This window comes from Rhabdothermincola salaria (genome assembly GCF_021246445.1).
Taxonomy (GTDB): domain Bacteria; phylum Actinomycetota; class Acidimicrobiia; order Acidimicrobiales; family Acidimicrobilacustridaceae; genus Rhabdothermincola_A; species Rhabdothermincola_A salaria.
The window spans coordinates 321,722-346,883 of sequence record NZ_JAJQXW010000002.1 but is presented as its reverse complement, the minus strand read 5'-3'; the positions used below and the strand labels follow the sequence as shown (position 1 = coordinate 346,883).

Here is a 25,162-nt window from a genome sequence, read left to right as displayed (position 1 = left end):
CCCGGCGCACCCGCCGGTCCCGGTCGTGGCGCGGCTCGTCAGCCCTGGTGCTCGGCGTCGAGCACGTGCTGCTTCACCCGTAGGAAGCTGTCGGGGGTCACCGAGATCGAGTCGATGCCGGCGCGGACGAGGAAGGCGGCGAACTCCGGGTCGTCGCTCGGACGCTGGCCGCACAGCCCCACTTTGCGGCCCTTGGCATGGGCCCGTTCGATGAGCACCTCGATGCTGCGGGTGACCGCCGGGTCGGTCTCGTCGAAGAGCGGAGCGAGCACGGACGAGTCGCGGTCGACGCCGAGGGTGAGCTGGGTCAGGTCGTTGCTGCCGATCGAGAAGCCGTCGAAGCGGTCGGCGAACTCCGACGCCAGCACGATGTTCGAGGGGATCTCGGCCATCACGAACACCTCGAGGCCGTTGACGCCCCGCTCGAGGCCGTGGGCGGCCATCTCCTCGAGCACCCGATCGGCCTCGCCCAGCGTGCGGCAGAACGGGACCATCACGACGACGTTGGTGAGGCCCATCTCGTCACGCACCCGCCGCAGCCCCCGGCACTCGAGCGCGAAGCCCTCTCGGTAGCCGTCGCTGTAGTAGCGGCTGGCGCCCCGCCAGCCGATCATGGGGTTGGCCTCGTGGGGCTCGAACCCCTTGCCCCCGAGGAGGCGGGCGTACTCGTTGGTCTTGAAGTCGCTGAGGCGCACGATGACGGGATCGGGCCAGCGGGACACGGCGATGCGGCCCACCCCGTGGGCCAGGCGCTCGACGAAGTACTCGCCGCGGTCGTCCTCGTAGCCGCGGGTCAGCTCGGCCACCGTGTCGCGGTCGGCGTCGTCGAGGTCGTCGAAGTGCACGAGGGCCATGGGGTGGACCTTCACCTCGTTGGCCACGATGAACTCCATGCGGGTGAGGCCGACGCCGTCCGCCGGCAGGCGCCACCACCGCATGGCCCCGGCGGGCGCGGCCAGGTTCAACATGACGGCGGTGCGGGTGTCGGCGACCTCGTCGAGGTCGATGTCCTCGGTCTCGAAGCCGAGGAGGCCCTCCAGCACGACGCCCTCGTCGCCCTCGGCGCACGACACGGTGACCTCCTGGCCGTCGGTGAGCACGGAGGTGGCATCGCCCGTGCCGATCACCGCGGCCACGCCGAGCTCACGGCTCACGATGGCGGCGTGGGAGGTTCGGCCGCCGTGGTCGGTGACGATGGCCGCGGCCCGCTTCATCACCGGCTCCCAGTCGGGGTCGGTGATGGTGGTGACGAGCACGGCCCCGTCGACGAAGCGGTCGATGTCGTCCGCGCTGGAGAGGCGGCACACCGGGCCCGAGGCGATGGCGTCGCCGATGGCCAGGCCGGTGACCAGCCGCTCACCGGTCTCGGTGAGCCGGTAGCGCCGGAGGTTCGAGGCTTGTCGGCGGGCCTGGACGGTCTCGGGGCGGGCCTGGACGATGGCGATCTCCCCCGTCCGGCCGTCCTTGGCCCACTCGATGTCCATGGCCGCGCCGTAGTGCTCCTCGATCCGGACGGCCCAACGGGCGAGGGTGAGGATCTCGTCGTCGGTGAGGACCCGGGCCCGCCGTTCGGCGTCGGTGGTCTCCTCGGTGGTGGTGGGATCGTCGCCGGTGGCGCCGTCGGCCCGGTAGACGATCTTGTGGTCCTTCTCCCCCACCCGGGCGTGCACGATCGGACGCAACGAGGTGTCGCCCAGGAAGGGCTTGAACACGACGTACTCGTCAGGGCTCACCAGCCCGCTCACCACCGCTTCGCCGAGGCCCCACGCGGCGTTGATCACCACCACGTCGGCGAAGCCGGTCTCGGTGTCGATCGTGAACATGACCCCGGCGCCGGCCTGGTCCGAGCGGACCATCCGCTGCACACCGATCGAGAGGGCGACCTTTCGGTGATCGAACGACTGGTCCTCGCGGTAGTTGATGGCCCGATCGTTGAAGAGCGACGCGTAGCAGCGTCGACACGCGTCGAGCAGAGCGTCGAGGCCGCGCACGTTGAGGAAGGAGTCCTGCTGGCCGGCGAAGCTGGCCTCCGGGAGGTCCTCGGCGGTGGCGCTCGAGCGCACGGCCACGTCGACGTCGTCGGTGCCGGCGTCCCGGCTGAGCTCGGCATAGGCCTCGGCGATGGCGTCGCGGACCGCGGCCGGCAGCTCGGCGGCGAGGACCGCGTCGCGGATGGTGCGGCCCACGTCGGCCAGTTCGGCGCCGCCGTGGAGCCGGTCGATCTGGTCGACGACGACCTGTCGGAGGTCACTGCCGTCGAGGAACGACCAGTAGGCGTCGGCGGTGGTGGCGAAGCCCCCGGGGACCGAGATGCCCTCGGCGGAGAGGTTGGTGATCATCTCCCCCAACGAGGCGTTCTTGCCGCCCACCAGGGCGGTGTCGGCCGAGGTCACCTCGGCCAGATCGACCACCAGTCGTGTCTCGGCCATCTCGGGTCCTTCCGTCGTGCGCCGCCGTACGTCCACCCTGCCATCGAAGCGCCGTCGTCGCCCGGTGACCAGGGTCCCAGGGCCTCCGCGGGACGAGATGTGGCCTCACGGGGGCTCACCGGCCTCCTGTCGGGGGCGTCGGCGACTCAGGTGCGGAGGTGGTCGGCCAGGCGGTGGGCGAGGGCGACGAGGGTGAGGGTGGGGTTCGCCATCCCGGAGGTGGGGAACACCGCGCTGCCGGCGACGTAGAGGTTCTCGACCTCGTGCATGCGGCAGTTCTCGTCCACGACCCCGCGGTTCGGATCGACGTGCATGCGGGTCGTGCCCATGTGGTGGTTCCCGATCTCGGTCGGCCAGTCCTCCACCGGGCTGCCGCTCGGGTCGAGCTCCACGCGGGCGGCCCCGGTGGCGGCGAGGTGCTCGCCCACCAGGCGGATGGTGGCGCGCAGGGTGGTGCGGTCCTCGGGGTTGAGGTGCCATTCGATGACCGGCTCGGGCAGGCCGAGCTCGTCGAGCCGGCGACCGAGGGTGACGCGGTTGTCGGGATCGGGCACCTGTTCGGTACGAACCGACAGCACCCCGAGGGGGGGTTCACTCGACCCCCGGGCGAGGAGGCGGCCGATCCCTCTCATCGCCATGGTCTCCCGGTCCCGGTCGCCGCGCAGATCGCCGCCCTCGAGGCCGGGGTAGAGCTGCACGCTGGCGTTGGCGATGCCGGCCTCGGCCTGAGCCTGCGCCGACAGGCCCAGTCCGGCCCAACGACTGACCGTCCGGCCGTCGGCCAGGGTGCTCTGACCGATCGTGTAGAAGTCCCAGGCCTCCCTCGGCTGAGCGAAGAGGATGCGACCGGACGGGTGGTGGGGGTGCTCCATGAAGTGACGACCCACCAGGTCGTTGCTGTTGCCGACGCCGCTCGGCGCGCTGGCCGTGCTGGCCAGCAGGAGACGGGGGGCCTCGATCCCCCCGACAGCCAGCACGTAGCGCCCGGCCGAGACCTGGAATCGCCGCCCGGAGAGCGTGGCCACCTGGAGACGGTCGACCCGCGTGCCGCCGGGGTCGGTGTCGATGGAGGTGACGTTGGCCCACAGGACGACCTGGGTGCTCTCGTCCGCGTCCAGGAGCGGGCGGAGCTTGGTGCCGAAGCGGGTGGGCGGGCTGAACTGGAACACGGTGGTGCGCACCGGATGGCCGTCGGCCAAGAGGGTGGCCGCGGCCTGGTCTCGCCACCAGCCGGCGTCGAAGACGTCGGTCGCCAGGTCGCAGCTGGCGGCGGCACGGACGTAGTGGGGGGCGAGGGTCTCGGCGCCGAACGGCCAGCCCGAGCCGTCGACAGCCGCCCTCACCTCGAAGTCGTGGGGGTCGAAGGGACGGCACATGCCGGTCCAGTGGTTGCTGGAACCACCGAACTGGCGCAGGCGTACGAGGTCCGGCGTCACCTCCGTGCTGTTGAAGCGGAACCCCTCGCCGGACACGCGGCCCTCGGCCAGGGCCTGGGTGCGGGGGTCCCACTGCTCGCCGCCGGACTCGAGCACGAGCACCGACAGCCCCGAGCCCACCAGCTCGGCGGCCACGGTGAGCCCGGCCGGACCGGAGCCGATGATGCACACGTCGGCGGTGAGGGCGGCGCCCTCTTCGATGTCGTCGGCGTGGCGCAGCACCTCGGTCAGCTCCTCGCGTAGGCGACGAGGGCGATGGCCTCGGTGTCGGCCAGGAGCCAACCGTCGCCGAGCACCGTGCGGCCGGCGGCGAAGTCGGCGTCCACCCGGTCGTCGACGAGGTCGAGCACCTCGAACAGCGTCGCCTCGTCGGTGATGGGTCGGGCGACGCCGGGCAGGCCCGAGGCGGCGAGGCGAGGCCCTTCGGGCCCGTCGCGCAACGAGGCGCCGAGGGTGCGGAGGGGATCGGTGTCGGTGCCGAACCCGAGGCTGCCGCAGCCGGCGAGGAGCGGCAGGGCGGGCGTGGCCGCGAGGAGCACCGCGCCCGTGGCCGTGCCGCGCAGGACCGCACGTCGCGAGACGGTTCGGGGGGAGGTCGCCGCCATCGCCCGATGATGCCACGGCCACCGGGCGAGCACGGCTTCGGGCCCGCGGCACGGGTCCTCGAAGCGCTGGGTGGTCAGCCGGGGTTCGTGGTCACACCGAAGCGGCGCCGCACCTCGTCGAGAGGGAGCGGCGCCAGCGCGAAGTGGTCGATGCCGCCCATGACGTCGACGGTGCAGCGCGCACCGCGCTGCATGGCCTCGGCCCAACGGGCGGCCGCCCCGGGCTGGGCCAGCGTGTCGGTGCGGGCCATCGTCACCTTCTTGCCGGCCACCCGGTGGATGGCGTCGTTCTGGAAGATGCCGAGCGTGACCGCCAACAGCACCAGACCCCGTTCGTCGGGCATGCAGCTGGCGATGAAGGCGAAGACGTCGAGCTCGCCCTCGGGGGTGGCGTCGTAGCCGGTGAGGACGTGCACGAAGTCGTGCCGGGCGCCGATCTCGTAGATGCCGTGGCGCTCGCCAGGGAAGGGGAAGTGGTGGCGCTCGTAGAAGGCGGCCACCTCACGACCCCAGCTGCCCTCGGGCAGGTCGCGCAGGGCCTCCCACTTGCGGGCGATGGTCCGGTCGGGTGCGATGCCGGTGTAGGCCAGCTTGGAGCGCATCAGCTCCCAGAGCCGCCCGTGCAGCGACTCGCGGATCGTCTCGGCCGTGTACCAGCTGGAGCGCTGGAGGTCGGCGTACATGAGGGCGACGTGGCCCGCGGCCATCTCGCGCGCGTCGCGCAGCAATGACAGATCGACGTCGAGCGCCTGGGCGTGGTGTTCGACGGCGCGGGCGGTCGCCGAGGACAGCGGGTGCTCGATCAGCTCGAGCACCACCGTGAGGTGCACGATCTGGCGGCGGAGGCTCTCGGAGGGCGACCGGGCGAGGAGCTCGTCGGCAGGGAGCGGAGCGAGCGGCTGCTCGGTGAGGTCGAGGCCGAAGACCCGTTCCGCGATGTTGTCGAACACCGCCTGTTGGAGCTCGTCGAGGCCGCCGACCGGCTCGAAGGCCCCGAGGGCCGCCGCCATCGCCACGCGTGCCACGTCGGGAGGCGGGAGCATCACGAGGCCGACTGTACTCATGGCCCGATGCTCCCCGGAGCGAGGCCCGAGCCGTCGGTCGGGCCCGAGGAAGGAGTCTGCCGGCGCACCGCGAGGGGGACGAGGGCGGCCCCCACCAGCGAGACGCCGAGCGCGAGGACCATGGCTGCACCGTCACCCCGGGCCAGGGCGGCGGGCGTGTCGTCGCCGCCTTGGAGGTCGACGAGGACGGCCGTGGAGATGGCGACGCCCACCACGTTGCCGAGGAGGCGGGTGCTCTGGGTGGCGCCGGTGGCCTGCCCCGATGCCGCCTGGGGGACGCCGCTCAGCGACGCCGTGGTCGACGCGGCGAAGGCCAGGCCCTGTCCGAGGCCACCGACGACCAGGCCCGCCACCACGAGGGGGAAGGCCGAGGCGGGGGCCATGGTGGTGAGCAGGGCGAACCCGGCCGCGCAGCCCAGCATCGCCACGACGAGCGTGGTGCTCACCCCGAGTCGGCGCACGGCGAGGCTGTTCACGGTGCCGGCCAGGGCGAACGCCCCGCTGAAGGCGAGGAACGTCACGCCGGCCTCGAGGGCCGAGAGGCCGCGGACCTGTTGGAGGTAGGCGCTGACCACCACCAGCGTGACCCCGAAGCCCCACGTGGAGGTGAAGGCGACGGCCAAGGCGCTGCGGGACCACCGGGCTCCCAAGGCGGCGGGGTCGAGGACCGGCCGGGCCCCTCGGCGGCCTCGGGCGACCACGAAGGCGACCGCGCCGCCGGCGGCGGCCAGGGGCACCAGCGTGGCGACCGAGAGCCACGACCCGCCCCCGGCGCGGCTGGCGGCCAGGCTGATGCCGACGAACGCCACGGCCACCGCGGCCAGCCCGGCCGCGGGGAAGGGGGCGGTCGAGGTGCGGGGCTCGCGGTCCCGGGACCCGACGAGGGCGGCGATGGCGGGCAGGGCGAGCAGGCAGATCGGGCCGTTGACGAAGAAGAAGGCCCGCCACCCCACGGCGGTGGTGAGCGCCCCTGCGACCAGCGGCCCCAGTGCGCTCCCGGCCCCGCTGACCGCACCCCAGATCCCGATGGCCGCGGGCCGCCGGTCCTCGGCGAAGGTCGCCATCACCACGCTCAGCGACGTGGTGAAGCACGCCGCCGACGACAGGCCCTGCAGCGCCCGGGCGGCGATGAGCACGGTGCTGTCGGTGGCCACACCGCACAGGAGGGATGCCACTCCGAAGCCGGCGACGCCGGCGAGCAGCAGGCGGCGGGGGCCGAACCGGTCGGCCAGCGTGCCGAAGGTGAGCAGCATCGCCCCGAAGGCGAGGGCGTTGGCGTTCATCACCCAGGCGAGCACCGTGGCGCTGGCATCGAGGTCGGTGCCGATGCTCGGCAACAGCAGGCCGATGCCGCTGACGTCGAGCGACTGCGTCAGCAGGGGCACGCACATGGCGGCCAGCACCCACCAGCTGCGGCGGCTCGCAGACGTCGTGGTCGTCGTCGCGCTCACGGATGTGTCGGGGTCCAGCACTCGACGACGTCGTCGAGCTCCAGCGTTCGCACCGCGTCCTCCACCGATCGGCGCAGTCGACGGGCGACGTCGTCGACGTCGAGCAGGCCCAACGCCAGGCTCGCCCTCAGCTGCTCGCGAGCCGAGAGCCAGCTCCGGCCGAGGTGGACCGAGAGCGCCTCTGCGAGGTCGGTGTCGTAGCGCCGAGGACGGGCCGGCGCCAGCTGGCCGTCGGTCACCTCGTCGAGCACCCCCTCGAGGGCGGACGGGGCGTCGATCACCTCGGGTGGGCCAGCGACGAAGGGGATGCTCCAGAAGTCGGGGGTCTGCATCCCCGGGGCGCCCCCGGGGATCGTTCCCGGTCCGTCGGGGGCGACGACCGAGATGCTGGCCGACCCGGGCCGGCGAGAGTCGAGCAGGGTCACCGCCAGCGAGTTCTGGCGCCGGCTGAGCTCGGTGCCCAGGTGGGCCAACCACGGCGACCGGGCGATCAACTGGATGTGGACCATGGCCAGCAGGGCGTGGAGCACCACCTCCTCGCCCTGGCAGGTGCCGCGCCCGCTCCAGAGCAGGTCGTGGGCCAGCGACGGGGTCACCAGCGCGGGGTGCTCCCCGGCGTAGCGGTCGTTGAGCGCTCGGGTGGCGCGGTCGCCGGTGGGGTGGGGACCCATGATCCGACCCGACTCGGGCATGGGCTCCACCGTCAGGCGGGCCGGTCCCTGCCGGCCGGCCGCGAAGGCGTCGAGGACGCTGCCCGCGAGGGTCGTGCCGAGCAGGACCACGGCGGCGCGCAGCCCGGGCGAGGGGACGCGGCCGACCAGGTCGCGGTCCTCGAGACGATCGACGAGGGCACCGGCCGCGCCGGGCACCGACCCATGGCCTCGGAGCTGCTCCTCGACGACCCGCTCGAGCGCCTCTCGGGCGTGGGCCTCGGTCGGGGCCTGCTTCGGCGCGGGCGCCATCGGGGGGCCCTGCGGATAGATGCCTGGTTCGCCGAACAGCGTGTTGGAGGAGAACAGCGACGGGTCCCGAGGGTCCCGAGGCGGCTCGCTCAGGATCTCGAGCACCGTTGCCTCGAGCGCCGGGTCGACGGGAGGGTCGAGGGGACGGGGTGAGAAGCGGTTCGACGTGATGCCGCCACGGTAGTGCGCTCCCCCCGGCCGGCTCCGAGGCGGCCCGGGGCCCCGGAGGAGCTGCCCCGCCGCTCATGCCGGGCCCGGCGTCCGCCCCCGACACCTACGATCGGCGGTCGTGGCCACGATCCGGTTCTCCGACGACGACGGCATGGACTTCGCCGTGCGCTGCCTCCTCACGGGGATCGGCTACGGCATGGCCGAGCCCGGCGAGGTTCTGGCGACGGCGGCGGCCGTGGTGCCCGGTGACCCCGATTCCTGGTTCACCGCGTGGACCGGGCTCGGCGAGCGGTGCGAGGCCATCGCGGCCGAGGCGTCCGCCGCCGGCCATCGCCAGAGCGCCGCGCAGGCCTACCTGCGGGCGGCCAACTATCGCTTCGCCGGCTTCTACTACGTCCTGGCGTCGGCCCGTCCCGACCGCCATCGCGCCGCGTGGCGCGCCCATCGGTCCTGCGTCGAGGCGGCCTTCGACCACTGGGCCACGCCGGTCGAGCGGGTGGAGGTCCCCTGGGAGGGTCGGGCCCTGCGGGCCTGGCGGTTCCGGGCCTCGAGCGACGCTCCTGCTCCCCCCACCGGCTCGGGCCGGCCGCTCATGGTCGTGCACAACGGGCTCGCCTCGCCGCTGTCCGACGTGGTGATGACCGGGGTCCTCGATGCCGTGGAGCGCGGGTGGGAGGCCGTCGCCTTCGACGGACCCGGTCAGGGGGCGGCCGTGGTCGACGACGGCCTCGCCCCCGTCGACCAGTGGGAACGCGTGGGCTCGGCGGTCCTCGACGCCGTCCTCGACCGCGACGTCGATCCCGGCGCCGTGGTCGTCGCCGGGATCGCCGACGGCGGCTACCTCGCCGCCCGCCACGCCGCCCGTGACCCCAGGGTGGCCGCGGTGGTCGCCGATCCCGGCGTGCTGCGACCGCTCGACGGCGTGCTGGGGGCGCTGCCCGAACCGCTCCAGCGGGCCTGGTCCGATGGTGGGGCGACCGCGCTCGACGCGGCCGTCGACGCGACATCCGACGATCCCGACACCCGGTTCGCGGTCGCCAAGGTGGTCGAGCAGTGGCCGGCCCACGGTCCGGGGCAGGTGCTCGATCGTCTGGCCGGTTGGGACCTCGAGCTGCTGGTCGACGACCTGCGAGGGCCGGTCCTGATCTGTGATCCCGACGACGCCATGAGCTTCCCCGGGCAGTCCGCCGAGCTGGCGACCCGGCTCGGCGATCGGGCGGTGCGCGTGCCGTTCTCCACCGCCGAGGGCGCTGGTCTCGACTGCGAGATCGGCGCGCCACGCCTGCGCAACCAGCGCATCTTCGACCTCCTCGACGACTGGCGGGGCCTGGCCGGCCCGGCGGCGTCGCCCCACCGAAAGGACCGACCATGACCGAACCCACCACCGAGGCCGTCGGGTGGCTCCGTGCCGTCGTCGTCGATGCCCAGGACCCCGAGCGCCTGGCGACCTTCTGGCAGGCGGTCCTCGGGGTCGGCGTCTACGAGGTCGAGCAGGACTGGATCCAGCTGGAGCGGGACCGCGGCGGGGTGTACCTGGCCTTCCAGCCGCTGCCCGCCGGTGGCGAGCCGGGGGCGATGCGCCTGCGCCCCGACATCGAGGTCGAGGACATGGACGTGGCCCAGGCCCGCATCGAGGACCTCGGCGGCCGGCTGGTGGCCGTCATCGAGGAACCCGACGGCGACTCCCACCGCCGCATGGCCGACCCGGAGGGCAACGAGTTCACCATCTTGCTCCCGCTCCCCGAGAACCGCTGACGACGCTACGAGCCGGCCTCCGCACGACCCGAGGAGAACCCATGCCCGAGCCCCACGTGCGCAGCCACTTCCTCGACCCGGACGTGGCCCGCTACGCCGCCGAGCACGTCACCCCCGCCGACGACGTGCAGCGGTGGGTGCACGCCGAGACCCAGGAGCGCTTCCCGGACTGGTCGGTGATGCAGGTCGGCGACGACCAGTCGGTGCTGCTCGAGGTGCTGACGCGGGCCATGGGCGTGCGCTCGGCGGTCGAGGTGGGCACGTTCACCGGCTCCTCGGCGCTGGCCATCGCCCGAGGCCTGGCTCCAGGGGGTCGGCTGGTGTGCTGCGACATCAGCGAGGAGTGGACGTCGGTCGCCCGCGAGGCGTGGTCGCGTGCCGGCGTGGCCGACCGGGTGGACCTGCGCATCGGCCCCGCACTCGACACCCTGCGGGCGCTCCCGGCCGAGCCCGGCCTCGACCTGGCCTTCGTGGACGCCGACAAGGTCGCCTACGTCGACTACTACGCCGAGATCGTTCCCCGCCTCCGCCCCGGGGGGCTGCTCCTCGCCGACAACACCCTGCAGTGGGGGCGGGTGGTCGACCCGTCCGTGGCCGACGACAACGTGGTGGCGATCCGGGCGTTCAACGACATGGTGGTGGCCGACGACCGGGTGCAGTCGGTGTTGTTGCCGTTCGGCGACGGGGTGACCGTCGCCCAGCGCCGCTGAACCCGGTCCCGGACGCCCGGACCGGGGGGTCGGGTGGCCCGGTCCGCCGTCCGGGCTCGGCGCACCGGCCAGACTGTCGGTCATGACGACGGCCGAGCCCCGTCCCGGCCCGGCGGGCCCGGCGCCGGCGGTGAGGTACCTGAAGGCGGTGCCCCAGGTCGTGGCGGTGGTGCTCCTGGCGTTGCTGCCGGTGGGTGTGGCCGGCTTCGCCGGCACCGAGGTCAACGCCATGGTCGTGACCCTGGCCTGCCTGCTCGGGGTGCAGGCCACCATGACCGAAGGGCCCCGGTGGGGGGCGGTCCTCGTCGCGGTCGGGGTGGGGTCGATGTCGGTCGCCACCGTGCTGAGCCCCCACCCGTGGGCCGCGGCGGCCTGGATCGCGGTGGTGGGCGCCGGTTCCTACCCGGCGGCCCGCCTCGGCCGGATGCGGGGGTACGCCATCGTCGGCATCACCACCGGGTTCGTGGTGGTGGCTCCGGTACCCGTCGATCCGGCCGACAAGGTCGAGCTGGTTCGGGTGGTGCAGACCGGTGGTGGGGTGGTGCTGCTCAACCTGGTGGTCGGCCTGCTCGCCGGTCTGTGGTCGTCGCAGGTCACGGCCCGCGCGCTGCCCCGGAGCGTCCCTCTTCCCGGCCTCGAACGTTCGTCTGCGGCGGTGCTGGCCGGGACCCTCGCGGTCACGACGGCGACGGCGACCTTCGTCGTGCTCGAGTGGTACCGGTTGCCGCTGGCCGCCTGGCTCCTGCTCACGCTGTACGTGCTGGCCATGTCGGCGCGGCCCGAGGAGCCTCGTCGCGCCGTTCGGATCAAGGCCGCTCAGCGCGCCGTGGGGACGGTCGGCGGGGCGCTGATCGCCATGGTCGTCGCCCTGGTGGTGCCGTGGGAGGGGGTGCAGCACCTGCTGGGGATGGGCTGCCTGGTCGTGAGCCTGCTGCTCTTCCTCGATCCCGACCCGCACCATTACTGGCGGGCCGTGGCGTTGCTCACCCCGGCGGTGGTGCTGTTCGACTCCGATGCCGGCACTGCGCTGAGCGCCGATGCCTACCGGGTGGGCTTCACCCTGCTCGGGGTGGCGCTGGCGGCCCTCGTCGTCCCCGTGGTGACGGTGGTGCTCACCGTGCTCACCGGGAGGGCATCCGGCCGGTCGGCTCCTGCCCGTCCCTGAACCGTCGTCGGGTCGACGCGGCCATCGCCCGAGCCGTCACCGCGGCATGCCCCTACCATCGCGCCCATGGCCCTCGACGACGAGCTGCTCAACCGTGTCACCTGGAAGATCCCCAACGCGCTGGCGCTCGTGGGCTCCCGAGCGGGTGACGAGCGCAACGCCATGACCACCAGCTGGATCACCCAGCTGGCCATGGAGCCCGTGCTCATCGGCATCGGCGTCGACAACGCCGCGGTCACCCATCGGTTGATCACCGACGGCGGATCGTTCACGGTCAACCTCTGGGACGCCGACGACACGCGGGTGTTCGTGAAGTTCTCCAAACCGGCCGCCGACGAGGGCGACACCCTCAACGGCCGCGCCGTGCGCTCGGCCAGCACCGGCGCCCCGGTGTTCGAGGAGGCGATCGCCTGGGTCGACTGCGAGGTGCGCCACACCCTCGATCTCGGGAGCCACACCCTGTTCGTGGGCGAGGTGGTCGACGCCGGCATCGACGACGACGAGCGTCGAGCCGCGTCCATGGCCGACACCCGCATGAAGTACGGCGGCGTGAAACGTCACTGAAAGAGCGCTGAAACCGCTCGGCCGTACCGTCGGCGCAGCCTCGACCCGATGGAGGGTCGATCTGCGGAGCGGAGGCGTGAGATGGGGATGATGCGACGGGCAACGGTCGCCGGAGTGACGGTGACGGCGGCGATGACGGCCGTCGCCTGCGGTGGAGGGGGTGGCTCGGGCGCCGTGGGGTCGGTCGACGACGTGGAGTCGGCCACCATCCGGATCACGACCGAAGGTTCCCTGCGGGACCCGGAGGTGGGGTTCGCCACCGAGACCGGTACCGGCAGCGGCTTCTTCATCGACGATCAGGGCCTGGCGGTGACCAACAACCACGTGGTCACCGGGGCCGGAACCCTCGAGGTCTTCATCGGCGACGACGACAGCCAGGGCTACAACGCCCAGGTGGTCGGTGTGTCCGAGTGCAACGACCTGGCTCTCATCCAGGTCGACGTGGAGGAGTCCACCCCCTACCTGGAGTGGTACGACGAGGAGATCAGCACCGGGCTCGACGTCTACGCCGCCGGGTTCCCCCTCGGTGACCCCGAGTTCACCCTCACCCGGGGGATCGTGGCCAAGGCCCAAGCTGACGGCGACCTCACCGGCACCTCGTCGATCGACCGCACCATCGAGCACGACGCCAACATCCAGCCGGGCAACTCCGGTGGACCGCTGGTGGACGAGTCCGGCAAGGTCGTGGCGGTGAACTACGCCGGCGGCGCGGTCACCGACACCGCCCAGTTCTTCGCCATCGCGGCCGACCTGGCGACCGAGGTGGTCGACCAGCTCCAGGAGGGCGACATGGAGTCCATCGGCGTCAACGGTTGGTCCGTCGACGACGAGGAGACCGGGTTGACCGGCATCTGGGTGGCCGGGGTGGCCCCCGGTTCGCCGGCCGCGACGGCGGCGCTGCTGCCCGGCGACATCATCACGTCGCTCAACGGCGTGCCCATGGGCGAGGACGGCACCTTCCGTGCCTACTGCGACGTGCTGCGCACCGCCGGCGGCGGGGCCATCGCCGTCGAGGCGCTGCGCTTCGACAGCGAGGAGGTCCTGCGGGGTGAGATCAACGGTTCGAAGGCACTCGAGGCCGCCTACAGCTTTGCTCGGGAGGTGGAGGAGGAGGCCCAGCTGTCCGAGGGCGCGTCCTACACGTCCTACGTCACCATCACCGACGACACGGGCACGCTCACCGTCGACGTGCCCACCGAGTGGGCCGACGTGCTCACCTCCCCGCTCACCGCCGACGACGGCGGGCCGATCCCGGTGGTGGCGGCCTCGCCCGACCTCCAGAGCTTCGAGACCTCCTACAGCACCCCGGGGATGGTGTTCGTGGCCGGCGAGACGCTCGTCAGCCCCGGAGAGGCGCTGGCGGAGTTCGCTCCTGCCCCGGGCGAGTGCGTGGACGCCGGTGTCTCCGAGTACGCCGACGACCGCTTCAGCGGTCTGTTCCAGATCTGGGATCAGTGCGGACCCAACGGGGCGGCGTTCGTGGTGCTCGTCACCGAGGCCGCCGAGTTCCCGGGCTTCACCTTCGTGGTCGCCGTGCAGGCGGTGACCGAGGCAGACCTCGGCGTGATCGACGAGGTGTTCGCCACGTTCAACGTCGTCGGGTGAGGGCGACCCTCGCCCGGCGCGCACCGGGCGAGGGGACCTCAGCGGGCGTGGCGCTCCAGGAAGTCGAGGACCGCCCTCGTGAAGGCGTCGTTGCGGTCGCCGGCCACCATGTGCCCGGCGCCGGCGACGTCGACGTACTCCACGGTCGGGAACCGCGCGCAGAACTCCCGGGCCCGCGTCTCGCTGACCAGGTCGCTCACCCGGCCTCGCACCAGCATCACCGGTGTGGTGTCGACCAGCGTCGCCACCGCCCGGTGCAGACGTTCGACGTCGCCGATCTCGGTGGGTGGCAGATCGGCGGTGCCGCCCACGAAGGCGGGGTCCCAGTGCCAGTAGAAGCGCCCCTCGCGCTCGCGCACGTTCTTGGCCAACCCCGACAGGTCGGTGGGACGGGGACGGTGCGGGTTGTAGGCGGCGATGGCATCGGCCACGTCGTCGAGGGAGTCGAAGCCGGTGCGGGCGTGCTCGGCCATGAAGGCCTGGATGCGGTCGGCGCCGGCCTGCTCCATGTCGGGGATGATGTCGACGAGGACCACGCCGCGGGCGACGCCGGGGACCATCTCGCCGGCCAGCAACATGGAGGTGAGCCCTCCGAGCGAAGCGCCGATGAGCACCGGCGAGGCGTCGAGGGTGGCGACGAACGCGGCCACGTCGGCGCCGAAGCTGGAGAGCCGGTAGTCCCCGTTCTCGGACCAGTCGGACTCGCCGTGGCCGCGAGCGTCGAGGGTGATGGCCGGCCAGCCGGCCTCGGCGACGGCACGGGCCGTCCCGCCCCAGGAGTGGCGGGTCTGCCCGCCGCCGTGGAGCAGCACGACCGGTGGCCCGGCGGTCGGGCCGCGGCGGTCACCGACGAGGTTGATGCCGTCGACTCCCGGGAACTCGAAACGAACGGCGGCATCGCGGTGGTCCGGCATCGGTCGCGACGCTACCCGCCGCCCCTCGGCCTCGGGCCGGTTCTCCGCCGCCCACCGCCGTGCGTCGGGGCCGCCGTCTACGGTGGCGGTCCACGGAGGGGGAGACCGATGGTGATCGTCGACCGGCGCGTCGTAGGGGCATGACCGGCGTTCCCGCGGGCGGCGTCGAGGGACTCGACCACGTGGCCATCACCGTGGCCGACGTCGACGTCACGCTGGACTGGTACGAACGGGTGCTCGGCGCCGAGCGCCTGTACGACGACCTCCGCCGTTCCGGCGTGATCCCGGTGGCGCTGTTGCAGCTGGGCGGGTCGCGCCTCAGCGTGCACGCCGTCGCCGCTCCCGCTGCGCCCCACGCCGTTCGACCCGTGGCCGGCTCGGCCGACCTGTGCTTCCGGTGTCGGGGCCCGGTCGAGTCGATCCTCGCCGGGTTGGCGGCCGCCCGAGTCGAGGTCGTTGAGGGGCCGGTGGACCGCCCCGCCTCGAACGGTGTCATGGGCCGGTCGGTCTACCTCCGCGACCCCGACGGGAACCTGATCGAGCTCTTGACCACGGCGTCGGCGCCGCCGTGAGCCCCGACCAGGGGGGTCAGACCGCCGCCCAGAGGGCGGCGCCCGCCACCACCACGGCGCTGAGACCCACCACCATCCGGCGGATCCCGACAGCTCGGCGGCCCACCGACGCCGCTGCTCCGAGGTCGAAGCGCTCTGACTCGATGTGGTCCAGGGGTATCCCGAGGTCGGTGAGCGCGGTTTCGGCGGCTTCCATCATGGGGGGCGGGCCGCACACGAGGTAGCGCCACCGCGCTCGACGGTCAGCGGGAAGGTGACGATCCAACAGGGCGGCATCCACCAGCCCTCGCTCACCGTCCCAGGAGGCGTCGGGGTCGGCCAGGACATGGACGACGGTGAGATCGAGCTGGCTCGCCAAGTCGTCGAGCTCGCGACGGTAGGCGATGTCCGTGGTGCGCTGGTTGGCATAGATCACCACGACTGGGTGGGTGGCACCCTCGTCGCGAAGGGTTCGCAGGACACTGATGATCGGGGTGATCCCGATGCCTCCGGCGACCAGTCCGACGCCTGGCGGGCGCTGGTCGTGCAGCCCCATCGATCCGTAGGGCCCGTCGACCCAGGCCCGTGACCCCACCTCCACGTCTCCGATGCCAGCGGTGAAGTCGCCGAGCTCCTTGATGGCGAACCTCACGCCAGCGGTGTCGCGGGCGCTGGACGCGAACGAGAACGGGTGCTGTTCGAGGTCGAAAGGGGTGGCGGCGATGGTGAGGAAGCCGAACTGGCCGGCCCTGAAGCGAACGGTGCGGCCGCTCTCGGCTGAGAGCGAGAGCTCCCAGGTCCCGTCGGCGATCTCCTCGACCTCGTCGACGCGGTGGGGATGGCGGCGTATGCGGAGCGGCTTGAGCGCGCGGACGTACAGGACGCTTCCGATGGATGCTGCTCCGATGCCGACCCACAGGGCCTGCTTCCATCCACTCTCGAGGTAGTAGGCGACCCTGGTGATGTGGACCAGACCGATGAGGACGATGAGCATGGCGAGGGCGCCGTGGCCGAGCCGCCACCATTCGTAGGGAAGCTTGAGCCGGTCGCGCCACAGGGCCGTCACGATGATGGTCGGAAGGGCGGCCAAAACGATCCAGAGGAAGAACGCCCGCAGGAACCCCTTCGTGGGATCGAGGAACGCCCAGTAGGCGGAGTTCGACGCCAGGAGGATCACCGGGTGGGCCAGGATGAGGCCGAACGCGACGAGCCCGGCCTGGCGGTGGAACTGCAGGAGTGCGTCCTGTCCGAGGGAGCCCGAGATGCGCGGGAAGCGCGCCGTGAGGATCGACTGGAGCCCGAGCATGGCGAGCCCCACGAAGCCGAGGGCGACACCGAACTCGATCCAGAAGCCACGCTCCCGAGGGATGGATCCGAGGTGTACCACGAAGAGCGGGACCAGGGTGAGCGCCCCGTAGGCGAGGGCGCTCACCCAGAGGCGTGCCCGGCGGTTCATCGGGTTGCGGGGTTCGGCTCGCGGCCTGGTGGGGAAGGTGATCGAAGTTGGCGCACGTCAGTCGTCCAGGTCGGTGCGCACCACGGCCAGCGGGAGGGGCGTGTGGGCCGCCAGGTGGGCAGAGACCGCACCGAGGAGGTGCTTGACCGAGCCGCCGCCGGTGGCGCCGACGACGACGAGATCCGCCTGACGCTCCCGGGCAGAACCCATCAGCGCGTCACGGGGATCACCCTCGACGGTGACGAGGTCGGGGGCGACGGCCGCGCGGTCCATGGCCCGCTGGACCTGCTGGTCAGCTTCCTGACGGAGCTCGGCGACGACCTGGGGTGGTATCTCGGCGAAGGGCGGCGAGAACACGTGGAGGGCGGTGAGGGCGGCCCCGCTGGCGACGGCGACGTCGCGCGCCCATCGCAGAGCCAGGCCGGAGGCGTCGGATCCGTCGAGACCGACGACCAGGTGATGCAGTCCGGCGGCGGGGGTGGTGCCCTCGGGAACCACCACGACGGTGCACGACGCATACTCGAGGCACCTCCGGCTCACCGAGCCGAGCAGGAGCCCGCGGAAGCCTCCGAGCCCGCGCGAGCCCACGACCAGCATGGACGGCCGACGCTCGTCGACCGCGCCGAGGATGGCAGCCGCGGCGGGCCCTCGCAGCACCGAGAGCTCGGCACCGTGGGTGTCGCCCAAGGTCTCGTCGACGAAGCCCCTCAGCTCCTCGAGGATCTCGTCGTCGATCGTCTCGGGTGCCTTGGGGTTGAGGTCGGCGAAGGGGAGGGGCAGCGAGGAGGGGTACTCCCAGGAACGCAGGACCCGCAGCTTCGTGCCCGTCGCGGTCGCCGTGGCCGCCGCCCAGCGAAGGGCGATCCGGGATCCTTCGGATCCGTCGACGGCCACGGCCACCGGGCGGCGAAGAGGAGGACCGGCCGGAGGTGGAGGTGCATCGCTCATGTCTCCGACCCTAGGGATGTCCCGAGCCGGGGGCGAGGGCACCCCGTCGTCGTGCGGAAGGACCTTTGGCAACACAAGCAAGACTTTACAGGAAACAAAATACTGCTATTGTGCTTCGTATGTTGTCGACGTGGTCCACTGCATCCCGCCCGGCCTCCGCGTCGGGACCCTCCCCCGACCGGAGCGAACGGCTCGCCCGGCTCGCCCTCCGGGCCACGTTGGGTGCCCTGGTCGGCGCCCTGGCTCTCGTCGGTGCCAGCCTGGGTGGCGGCCGCCCCACGCTGGCCCTGGGGCCCGAGGCGGCGCCCTGGTTGGCGGTGTCTGCCGACCGGTTGGCGGTGCTGCTCCTCGTCCTCGTCATCGGGGTGAGCGCCACGGTGCAGGGCTACGCCCTGCGCTACCTGCGCACCGAACCGTGGCGGGACCGGTTCGTCGGCCTCACCGTCACCCTCACGGCCTCGTCGATGGTGCTCGTCGCCGCCGCCACCCCCGCCACCCTGGCCCTGGCCTGGGTGGTCTCCGGAGCGGCGGTGGTCGGCCTCGTCGGCCTCCGGCGCGACGACCCGAGCGTGGCCGCCGACCTCCGGCTGGTGCGCTGGGGAGTGGGTCTCGGCGACGTGTCACTGGTCGTCGCCGTGGTGGCGGTGCTGGGGGTGGCCGGGAGCTTCGATCTCCGCGACCCCGGCGCAGTGGCGGCCGCGGCGTCCGAACTGGGTGGGTGGGCGACGCCAGTGGCCCTCTTGGTGGTCGTCGCCGCCCTGTCGCGCTGCGCCCAGATGCCGCTCCCGGGCTGGCTGCCCCTCACCGTCGGGGCACCCACCCCGGTCTCGGCGCTGTTGCACGCCGGCGTCGTCAACGGTGGCGGGCTGCTGTTGATCGTGGTCGCCCCCCTCCTCTCGGCCGCCACCGGGGCCTGGGCGCTCGTGGCCCTGGCCGCCGGGGCCACGGCCGTGTGGTCGGTGCTCACGATGTCGGTGAGCGCCGACGTGAAGGGTGAGCTGGCCCGCTCCACCTCGGCCCAGATGGGCTTCATGCTGGTCACCGTGGCCGCCGGCCTCCCCGCCGCCGCGGTCGTCCACCTCGTCGGGCACGGCCTGTACAAGTCCGCCCGCTTCCTGGGCTCGGGTGCTGTGGTGCACGAGGCCACCCACCAGCGGACGCTGCCCCCGCCCACCACCCTGCGGGCACCGACCGTCGCGGTGCTCGCCCTCCTGGCGCTGGCGCCGGGGCTGGTCCTCGCCACCGCCGTGGGCGCCCTCGGCTGGGGTGCCGCCGAGGCCGCCCTGTTGGTGTTCGCCTGGGCGGCCATCGTCGCCGGCACCGCCGGGTGGGCTCGGCGCCGGGGCGACGCCGCCGGATGGGCCTGGGCGCTCGTCGGCAGCACGGCCGCCGCGCTCGCCTACGTCGGCCTGGTGCACACGGTGAAGACCTTCCTCGGACCGATCGGCGCCACGACGCCCGCGGGACCGGGAGCCTGGGCTCTCGTGGGCCTGGCCGTGGCGCTGCTCGCCGTCGTGGGCATCCGCGCCGGGCTCCCGGGCACGGCCGGGCTGGCCGACCGCCTCTACGTGTGGGCCCTCGGGTCCACCCACCGGCCGGCCCCCTCCCGACCGACCCGCTCGCGCGCCAACACAGAGCTGCTCCGCATCGGCTCGCCGAGCGCCACCGCCCCTGCCTCCGGTCCCACCCCCGCTCCCCTCGAGGTCACACGATGAGCCCCGCCGCCCTGGCCCCGCCTGCACCGCCCGTCTCCGACGCCGTCCGTGCCCGCCTGCGGGCCGACATCTCCCTCGCCGCCCGGGTGCTGCCCGTGTCGCGCCCCCTCGCCGACCTGGTGGCGGTGAACCCCCTCGGGGGCTTCGAGGACCGCGACGTGCCCACCGCCATCGAGGCGGCCCGGGCCTGGTACGGCATCGTCGGCCACCTCGGAGAACCGGCCTACCGCGCGGCCTACGCCGCCGGTCGCATCGACGACACGGACCTGGCCGTGGCCCTGCGGCGGTGGGCCCCCGAGATCCCCTGGGGGACCTGGCTGGTACCCCCCGAGACCGGACCCGGCCACGGTTCGACCCTCGAGACCGTGGTCCTCGCCGACCTCCACCACGGCGAGGTGGTCGAGGTGGGCGGTCGCACCGAGGCCAGCCTGGCCGAGGCCCACGACCTCCGTGGGGGATCGGAGGTGGCGGCCACCGTCGACGCCCACGTGGTGCGGTGGTGTGCCGCCCACCTCGACCGGGGGCAGGCGGCTTGGTCGCCCATCCGCGGCGAGCCCGGCCTCTACCGCGCCTGGCAGCAGCTCGTGCGCCACGACCGGACGCTGCCGCGGCCCGTCCGCCGTCGGTTGGCCGCAGGCCCGTCTCGGGCGGAGGACGCGGTGCTCGCCGCGTTCGAGGCGCTCGACGTCGCGCCGAGCGACCAGCTCTCGGTCCTGCGCGCCGAGCTCACCGCCCTCCCGGGCTGGGCCGCCCACCTGCGCTGGCGGTCCGAGGCCGCCGGGGATGCCGCCCTGGTGGACTACCTGGCCCTGCGGCTGTCGCTGACCGCCGCCCTCGTCGGCGACGCGGGGCCGCCCACCCCGATGACCGCCGTCGCGGAGGCGGCTCGGCTCGAGCGCACGCCTCAGGACCCGGTGACGAGGGCGCGCCACGCCCTGCACCGCCTCGGGGTCGACCCCGGTGCGCTCGACCCGGACGGGTGGGAGCTGCTGGTGGGGGCGCTGACCCACCTGTCCGCCCCCCGTCGTCCGTGGGTGTGGCAGACCGCCTACGAGGCCCACTACCGCGACGAGCTGCTCCGGTCCCTCACCCTCGCGAACGTCGCGCCGCCCGCCGTCGACGTGCGGCCGCGCGCCCAGGTGGTGTGCTGCATCGACGTGCGCTCCGAGGGCCTGCGTCGCCACCTCGAGGACGATCCGCAGATCGACACCCTCGGCTTCGCCGGCTTCTTCGCCGTGGCCATCGGTTGGCGGGCGGTGTCGGGCGGCCAGCCCCTGGCCAACTGCCCGGCGCTCATCGACCCGCGTCACGAGGTGTCCGAGGTGGTCGTGGGCTCGCATCGGGTGGCCGAGGCCAACCGCCGCCGCACCGCGGCGTGGGCCGGCGCCGCCGACGGCGTCCACGAGGCCGCGACCACACCCGGGTCCGCGTTCGCGCTCGCCGAGGCGGCCGGCTGGATCACCGGACCGATCGCCGGTCTGCGGACCGCGTCGCCGACGGGCTGGGAGGCCCTGCGGCGGGGCACCCGCCGTTCTCTCGCCCCGACCCCTCCCACCGCCGTCGACCTCGTCGGGGGGATCCCCCCGGCCGATCGGGTGCTCACCGCCCGCGCCGCGCTCACCATGATGGGGCTGACCTCGGGCTTCGCCCGCCTCGTCGTGCTCTGCGGACACAGCAGCGACACCGCCGCCAACCCCTACGAGGCATCCTTGCGCTGCGGGGCCTGCGGCGGCCATGGCGGTGGACCCAACGCCCGGGTCCTGGCCGCGGTGTTGAACGACGCCGACACCCGCCAGGCGTTGCGCCTCCACGGCATCGACCTGCCCGACGACACGGTGGTGATCGCCGCCGAGCACGACACCACCTCCGACGTGGTCACCGTGCTCGATCCCCACCTCGTCCCGTCCACCCACCACGACGATGTCGAACGGGTGCGGCGCGACCTCGTGCGGGCCGGCGCCGCGCTGGCGGCCGAGCGCTGCTCCCAGCTGCCGGGGGCCCCCGACGCGGGCGACGGCACGACCACCGAGGCGTCGCGCTCGGTGGCGGCCCGCCACGTGGCCCGTCGCGGAGCGGACTGGAGCGAGACCTTCCCCGAGTGGGGGCTCGCCGGCAACGCCGCGTTCGTGATCGGGCCCCGGTCGCTCACCCGGGGCCTCGACCTGCAGCGGCGGGTGTTCCTCCACTCCTACGACTCGAGGGTCGACACCGACGGCACCGCCCTCGAGACGATCCTCACCGCCCCCTTGGTGGTGGCCCAGTGGATCAACTGCCAGTACTGGCTCTCGTCGACCGACCCCGAGGTCTTCGGCGCCGGCACCAAGACGGTGCACAACCCGGTCGGCGACGTGGGCGTGCTGTCGGGCCGGAGCGGTGACCTGCGCCTCGGGCTTCCCCTCCAGTCGGTGGCCGCAGGGTCGAGACTGGTGCACGAACCGCTCCGGCTGATGGCCGTGGTCGAGGCCCCGTTGGAGAGGATCGCAGGGATCGTGGACCGCCATCCGGGGCTGCGCGACCTCCTCGGAGGCGGCTGGGTGACCCTGGTCGGGCGGGGAGGTCCGGGCGACCCCTGGCACGAGTGGACCCCAGCGGGCTGGCGCGACTGGGTGGCGCCGACCATGGTGGGGGAGCCGTGAGCTATCGAGACGATCTGACCCGCATGGCCCGACTCGAGGTGGTGGTCGAGGCCGACGACGTGCCCGCCCTGCGCGACCTGATGGCGTCCGCCGGCGTGGTGGGCTTCACCATGGTCTCCGGGGTGTCGGGCCTCGGCCATGGTGGCTTCCGCAGCGGCTCGCTGCTGTTCAACGAGCAGGACTCGCAGTCGCTCGTCCTCGCCGTCGCTCCCGAGGAGCGCATCGAGACGCTGGTCGTCGGTGTCCGCGAGCTGCTGCGCGAACGCCCGGGGGTCATGTTCGTGTCCGACGTCTACGTGAGCCGCCCCGACCACTTCCGCTGACCTCACCCCTCACCCCCTCACCCCCTCGCCCGTCACCCCAGACCCCTGCGTCGTCGTGGTGTTCGGGCGCTAGCTGTGGGCGGTCAGCCCCGTCCCATGTCGCGGCGGTGGAGGGCGAACAGGCCAGTGGCCACGAGGGCGGCGCTGACGACGACGAGCACGGCCACCGGGAGGAGGGCGAACGACGCCGCCGGCATCGCCGGCACGTGCTGGAAGGGCGAGATGTTCAACGCCCAGTCGGGCAGGCCGAGCGCCTCGCCCAACAGCCCGATCACGACGGGTACGGCGAAGAGCGCCCAGGCCAGCAGCGACCAGCGCGGCGCCACGCTCCACAACAGGAAGGCGATCCCGGCCATCACGGCGGCCCCCGTGGCCATGGTGAGGGTTGCCCCGAGCAGCTGGAGCACACGAGAGGGTTCGCCCAGGCTGATGGCCGCCCCGATGCCCGTGGCCAGGCCCCCGGCCAGGAGCACGACGAGCATGCCCAGGCCCGAGGCGGCCAGATGGCTGGCGGCCCACGTGCGGCGGGGTGTGGGGGTGGCCAGCAGCGGATCGGCGCGTCCGGCGCTCTCCTCGGTGTGCAGCCGCAACACGGCCGCGACGACGAAGCCGCCGGCCAGCAGCCCCATGATCAGCACGGAGACGCTGAGGAAGGCGTCGACGATCGAGCCCTGCCCGAGCTGGGCGAAGAAGTCCTCCATCTCCGGGCTGTCCTCGAGCATCTGCTCGGCCTGGTCGGCGACGATCCCGTAGAAGACGCCGAGCACGACGACCCCGGCCGCCCACCCCACCACCACCCCGCGGAGCACCCGGACCGACAACGCGAAGGTGCTCGACAGCGACGATCGGGCCTCGGCCCGGCCGACCCGCTGGGGCAGCAGGCCCGAGCCGAAGTCGCGCCGGCCGGCCAGGGCGACGGCCACGGCGAGCAACCCCGCCGACGCCACCAGGGGCAGGAGCAGCACCCACCACCGTTCGCCGGCGAAGGCCCGTATGGCCTGGGCCCAGCCGATCGGGGACAGCCAGCTGAGGGCGCCGCCGGAGACGTCGCCGACAGCCCTGATGATGAACGCCAGACCGAGGACGACCATGGCCAGGCCGGTGGACGCCCTCGAGGTCGAGGCCACCTGGGCGGTGACGAGGGTGACGGCGGCGAACACGGTGCCGGCTCCGACGAGCGTGGCCCCGAACGCGACCGAGCCGGTGGCATCGAGGCCGCTGGCGATGAGCCCGACCGCCACGACCGCGCCCACCACCGCGTTGGTCACCAGTGCCGCCACCATGGTGGCGGCACTGGCGGCGTGGCGACCGGTGGGGAGCGAACGCAGGAGCTCGGCCCGGTCCGATTCCTCCTCGGCCCGGGTGTGCCGGGACACCATGAAGGCACTCATGATGGCGACGGCGATGATCGTCCAGATGCCCACCTCGTTCATGAGCACCGAGCCAGTGGTGGGGTCGTCGAGGCCGTACCCGGGACCGGCCTGGATGATGATGGTGGCGTTGTCCTCGGCGATGGCCGCATAGCCGGCCAAGGACTGCGGGGTGTCGTAGAGCCCGATGATGCTGGCCGCCGAGGTGAGGACCAGCCCCGTGATGGCGACCACCCACACCAGGACGCGTACCCGGTCCCGCCGGGCGATGAGGCGCAGGAGCTCGCCGGTGCCGGCGAACCCGTGGGCCCGGCCGGGCTTCGCGCCGGCCACGGCAGTTCCCGACGTGGTGGCCGCCAGGGTGCTCATCAGGGCGGGTCGGCGTCGCCGGGGACGGGCGCGGCGTCATCGTGGCCGAGGGCCTCGTCGCGGTCGACCCCGGCCAGGTCGTCGCCGTAGTGGCGCAGGAAGAGCTCTTCGAGCGTGGGCGGCTGGCTGACGAGCGTGCGCACCCCGAACGTGGTGAGGTGGCGAAGGACCGTGTCGAGCTCGACGCTGTCGACCTCGAAGGCGGCGTGGCAGTCCTCGACCTTGGGGCCGTGGATGCCGGCCAGGTCGGCCAGGCCGTCGACCGGTCGTTGGGTGGTCACCTCGATGGCGGTACGGGTCATGTGGCGCAGCTCGGCGAGGGTGCCCTGCTGCACGGTGCGGCCCTTGCGGATGATGGTGACCCGGTCGCAGAGCTTCTCCACCTCGGCCAGGATGTGGCTCGACAGCAGCACGGTGCGACCTTCGGCCTTGGCTTCGAGGATGCAGTCCTGGAACACGGCCTCCATCAGCGGGTCGAGCCCGGCGGTGGGCTCGTCGAGCAGGAGCAGCTCGGCATCGGAGGCCAGGGCGCCGACCAGCGCCACCTTCTGCCGGTTGCCCTTGGAGTAGGTGCGGGCCTTCTTGCGGGGATCGAGGTCGAGGCGCTCGACGAGCTCGGCCCGCTTGCGGGGGTCGAGGCCGCCGCGGAGGCGTCCGAGGAGGTCGATGGCCTCACCGCCGGAGAGGTTGGGCCAGAGGCTGACGTCCCCGGGCACGTAGGCGAGACGGCGGTGCAGCTCCACCGCGTCGTGCCAGGGGTCGCCACCGAGCAGCCGGACCTCGCCGTCGTCGTGGCGCAACAGTCCGAGGAGGACCCGGATGGTGACGGACTTGCCTGCGCCGTTGGGGCCCAGGAACCCGTGCACCTCGCCGGTGCGCACCTCGAGGTCGAGGCCGTCGAGGGCGTGGGTGGGGCCGAACGACTTGTGCAGCTGTCGGGCCTCGATGGCGACGGCCATGGGC

General features: G+C 73.1%; 21 protein-coding genes. 10 read left to right on the top strand and 11 right to left on the bottom strand.

The genetic code is table 11. The features are described 5' to 3' along the window. Nucleotides 1–38: 38 nt before the first annotated feature. The 6 genes from ppsA to LUW87_RS10855 all read right to left on the bottom strand — a co-directional run bounded on the left by ppsA (nt 39) and on the right by LUW87_RS10855 (nt 8,052). Nucleotides 39–2,429, bottom strand: a complete 2,391-nt coding sequence (ppsA, locus tag LUW87_RS10880) for a phosphoenolpyruvate synthase (protein WP_232671199.1) — start codon at nt 2,427–2,429, stop codon at nt 39–41. Between the two features lie 146 nt (nt 2,430–2,575). Beyond that, nucleotides 2,576–4,087: a GMC oxidoreductase gene (locus LUW87_RS10875; protein WP_232671198.1), complete on the bottom strand. Its 1,512-nt coding sequence runs from the start codon at nt 4,085–4,087 to the stop codon at nt 2,576–2,578. A gap of 5 nt (nt 4,088–4,092) precedes the next feature. Then, entirely contained in the window at nt 4,093–4,470 is a 378-nt protein-coding gene (locus LUW87_RS10870) for a hypothetical protein (RefSeq protein ID WP_232671197.1), read from the bottom strand. 74 nt (nt 4,471–4,544) lie between these two features. Further along, nucleotides 4,545–5,534, bottom strand: a complete 990-nt coding sequence (locus tag LUW87_RS10865) for a hypothetical protein (protein ID WP_232671196.1) — start codon at nt 5,532–5,534, stop codon at nt 4,545–4,547. Further along, nucleotides 5,531–6,985 (bottom strand): MFS transporter, encoded by a 1,455-nt coding sequence (locus tag LUW87_RS10860; protein WP_232671195.1) that lies wholly within the window; start codon nt 6,983–6,985, stop codon nt 5,531–5,533. Before LUW87_RS10860 ends, LUW87_RS10865 begins: the two co-directional genes overlap by 4 nt. Continuing rightward, nucleotides 6,982–8,052 (bottom strand): hypothetical protein, encoded by a 1,071-nt coding sequence (locus LUW87_RS10855; protein ID WP_232671194.1) that lies wholly within the window; start codon nt 8,050–8,052, stop codon nt 6,982–6,984. Before LUW87_RS10855 ends, LUW87_RS10860 begins: the two co-directional genes overlap by 4 nt. Before the next feature lie 184 nt (nt 8,053–8,236). Here LUW87_RS10855 and LUW87_RS10850 point away from each other — a divergent pair, with 184 nt between their 5' ends. From LUW87_RS10850 to LUW87_RS10825, 6 genes are all read left to right on the top strand, one after another. Then, nucleotides 8,237–9,490 carry an alpha/beta hydrolase family protein gene (locus LUW87_RS10850; RefSeq protein ID WP_232671193.1) on the top strand — a complete coding sequence of 418 codons (1,254 nt, stop codon included), beginning with the start codon at nt 8,237–8,239 and terminating at the stop codon, nt 9,488–9,490. Next, nucleotides 9,487–9,873 (top strand): VOC family protein, encoded by a 387-nt coding sequence (locus LUW87_RS10845; protein WP_232671192.1) that lies wholly within the window; start codon nt 9,487–9,489, stop codon nt 9,871–9,873. The genes LUW87_RS10850 and LUW87_RS10845 overlap by 4 nt, the downstream gene beginning before the upstream one ends. 41 nt (nt 9,874–9,914) lie before the next feature. After that, the gene (locus LUW87_RS10840; RefSeq protein WP_232671191.1) at nt 9,915–10,583 is read left to right on the top strand and encodes an O-methyltransferase; all 669 of its coding nucleotides are present in this window, start codon (nt 9,915–9,917) and stop codon (nt 10,581–10,583) included. Between the two features lie 82 nt (nt 10,584–10,665). After that, nucleotides 10,666–11,748, top strand: coding sequence for an FUSC family protein (locus tag LUW87_RS10835; RefSeq protein ID WP_232671190.1), 1,083 nt, complete (start codon nt 10,666–10,668; stop codon nt 11,746–11,748). A 66-nt stretch (nt 11,749–11,814) separates the two neighbouring features. After that, the gene (locus LUW87_RS10830) at nt 11,815–12,312 is read left to right on the top strand and encodes a flavin reductase family protein (protein WP_232671189.1); all 498 of its coding nucleotides are present in this window, start codon (nt 11,815–11,817) and stop codon (nt 12,310–12,312) included. Between the two features lie 132 nt (nt 12,313–12,444). Continuing rightward, nucleotides 12,445–13,917 carry a trypsin-like peptidase domain-containing protein gene (locus tag LUW87_RS10825; protein WP_232671188.1) on the top strand — a complete coding sequence of 491 codons (1,473 nt, stop codon included), beginning with the start codon at nt 12,445–12,447 and terminating at the stop codon, nt 13,915–13,917. A 38-nt stretch (nt 13,918–13,955) separates the two neighbouring features. Here LUW87_RS10825 and LUW87_RS10820 read toward each other — a convergent pair whose 3' ends face one another. Further along, nucleotides 13,956–14,831 carry an alpha/beta fold hydrolase gene (locus tag LUW87_RS10820; RefSeq protein ID WP_232671187.1) on the bottom strand — a complete coding sequence of 292 codons (876 nt, stop codon included), beginning with the start codon at nt 14,829–14,831 and terminating at the stop codon, nt 13,956–13,958. A gap of 140 nt (nt 14,832–14,971) precedes the next feature. On the opposite strand from LUW87_RS10820, the gene LUW87_RS10815 reads away from it, so the two are divergent. Next, on the top strand, nt 14,972–15,403 hold the full coding sequence (locus LUW87_RS10815; RefSeq protein WP_232671186.1) for a VOC family protein: 432 nt from the start codon (nt 14,972–14,974) through the stop codon (nt 15,401–15,403). 16 nt (nt 15,404–15,419) lie between these two features. Here LUW87_RS10815 and LUW87_RS10810 read toward each other — a convergent pair whose 3' ends face one another. Then, nucleotides 15,420–16,838 carry a ferredoxin reductase family protein gene (locus tag LUW87_RS10810; protein ID WP_232671185.1) on the bottom strand — a complete coding sequence of 473 codons (1,419 nt, stop codon included), beginning with the start codon at nt 16,836–16,838 and terminating at the stop codon, nt 15,420–15,422. A 57-nt stretch (nt 16,839–16,895) separates the two neighbouring features. Continuing rightward, on the bottom strand, nt 16,896–17,786 hold the full coding sequence (locus LUW87_RS10805; RefSeq protein ID WP_232671184.1) for a universal stress protein: 891 nt from the start codon (nt 17,784–17,786) through the stop codon (nt 16,896–16,898). 119 nt (nt 17,787–17,905) lie between these two features. Between LUW87_RS10805 and LUW87_RS10800 the strand changes: the two genes are divergently transcribed. From LUW87_RS10800 to LUW87_RS10790, 3 genes are read left to right on the top strand one after another with little or no spacing between them, the layout of a single operon-like run. Next, nucleotides 17,906–19,501, top strand: a complete 1,596-nt coding sequence (locus LUW87_RS10800) for a proton-conducting transporter transmembrane domain-containing protein (RefSeq protein ID WP_232671183.1) — start codon at nt 17,906–17,908, stop codon at nt 19,499–19,501. Continuing rightward, nucleotides 19,498–22,137: a DUF2309 domain-containing protein gene (locus LUW87_RS10795; RefSeq protein ID WP_232671182.1), complete on the top strand. Its 2,640-nt coding sequence runs from the start codon at nt 19,498–19,500 to the stop codon at nt 22,135–22,137. The genes LUW87_RS10800 and LUW87_RS10795 overlap by 4 nt, the downstream gene beginning before the upstream one ends. Further along, nucleotides 22,134–22,460 carry a DUF190 domain-containing protein gene (locus LUW87_RS10790; RefSeq protein ID WP_232671181.1) on the top strand — a complete coding sequence of 109 codons (327 nt, stop codon included), beginning with the start codon at nt 22,134–22,136 and terminating at the stop codon, nt 22,458–22,460. The genes LUW87_RS10795 and LUW87_RS10790 overlap by 4 nt, the downstream gene beginning before the upstream one ends. An 83-nt stretch (nt 22,461–22,543) precedes the next feature. Here LUW87_RS10790 and LUW87_RS10785 read toward each other — a convergent pair whose 3' ends face one another. Both LUW87_RS10785 and LUW87_RS10780 read right to left on the bottom strand, forming a co-directional pair. Beyond that, complete coding sequence (locus LUW87_RS10785) at nt 22,544–24,199, bottom strand: ABC transporter permease (protein ID WP_232671180.1); 1,656 nt, start codon at nt 24,197–24,199, stop codon at nt 22,544–22,546. Next, nucleotides 24,199–25,158: an ABC transporter ATP-binding protein gene (locus LUW87_RS10780; RefSeq protein ID WP_232671179.1), complete on the bottom strand. Its 960-nt coding sequence runs from the start codon at nt 25,156–25,158 to the stop codon at nt 24,199–24,201. Before LUW87_RS10780 ends, LUW87_RS10785 begins: the two co-directional genes overlap by 1 nt. Nucleotides 25,159–25,162: the final 4 nt, after the last annotated feature.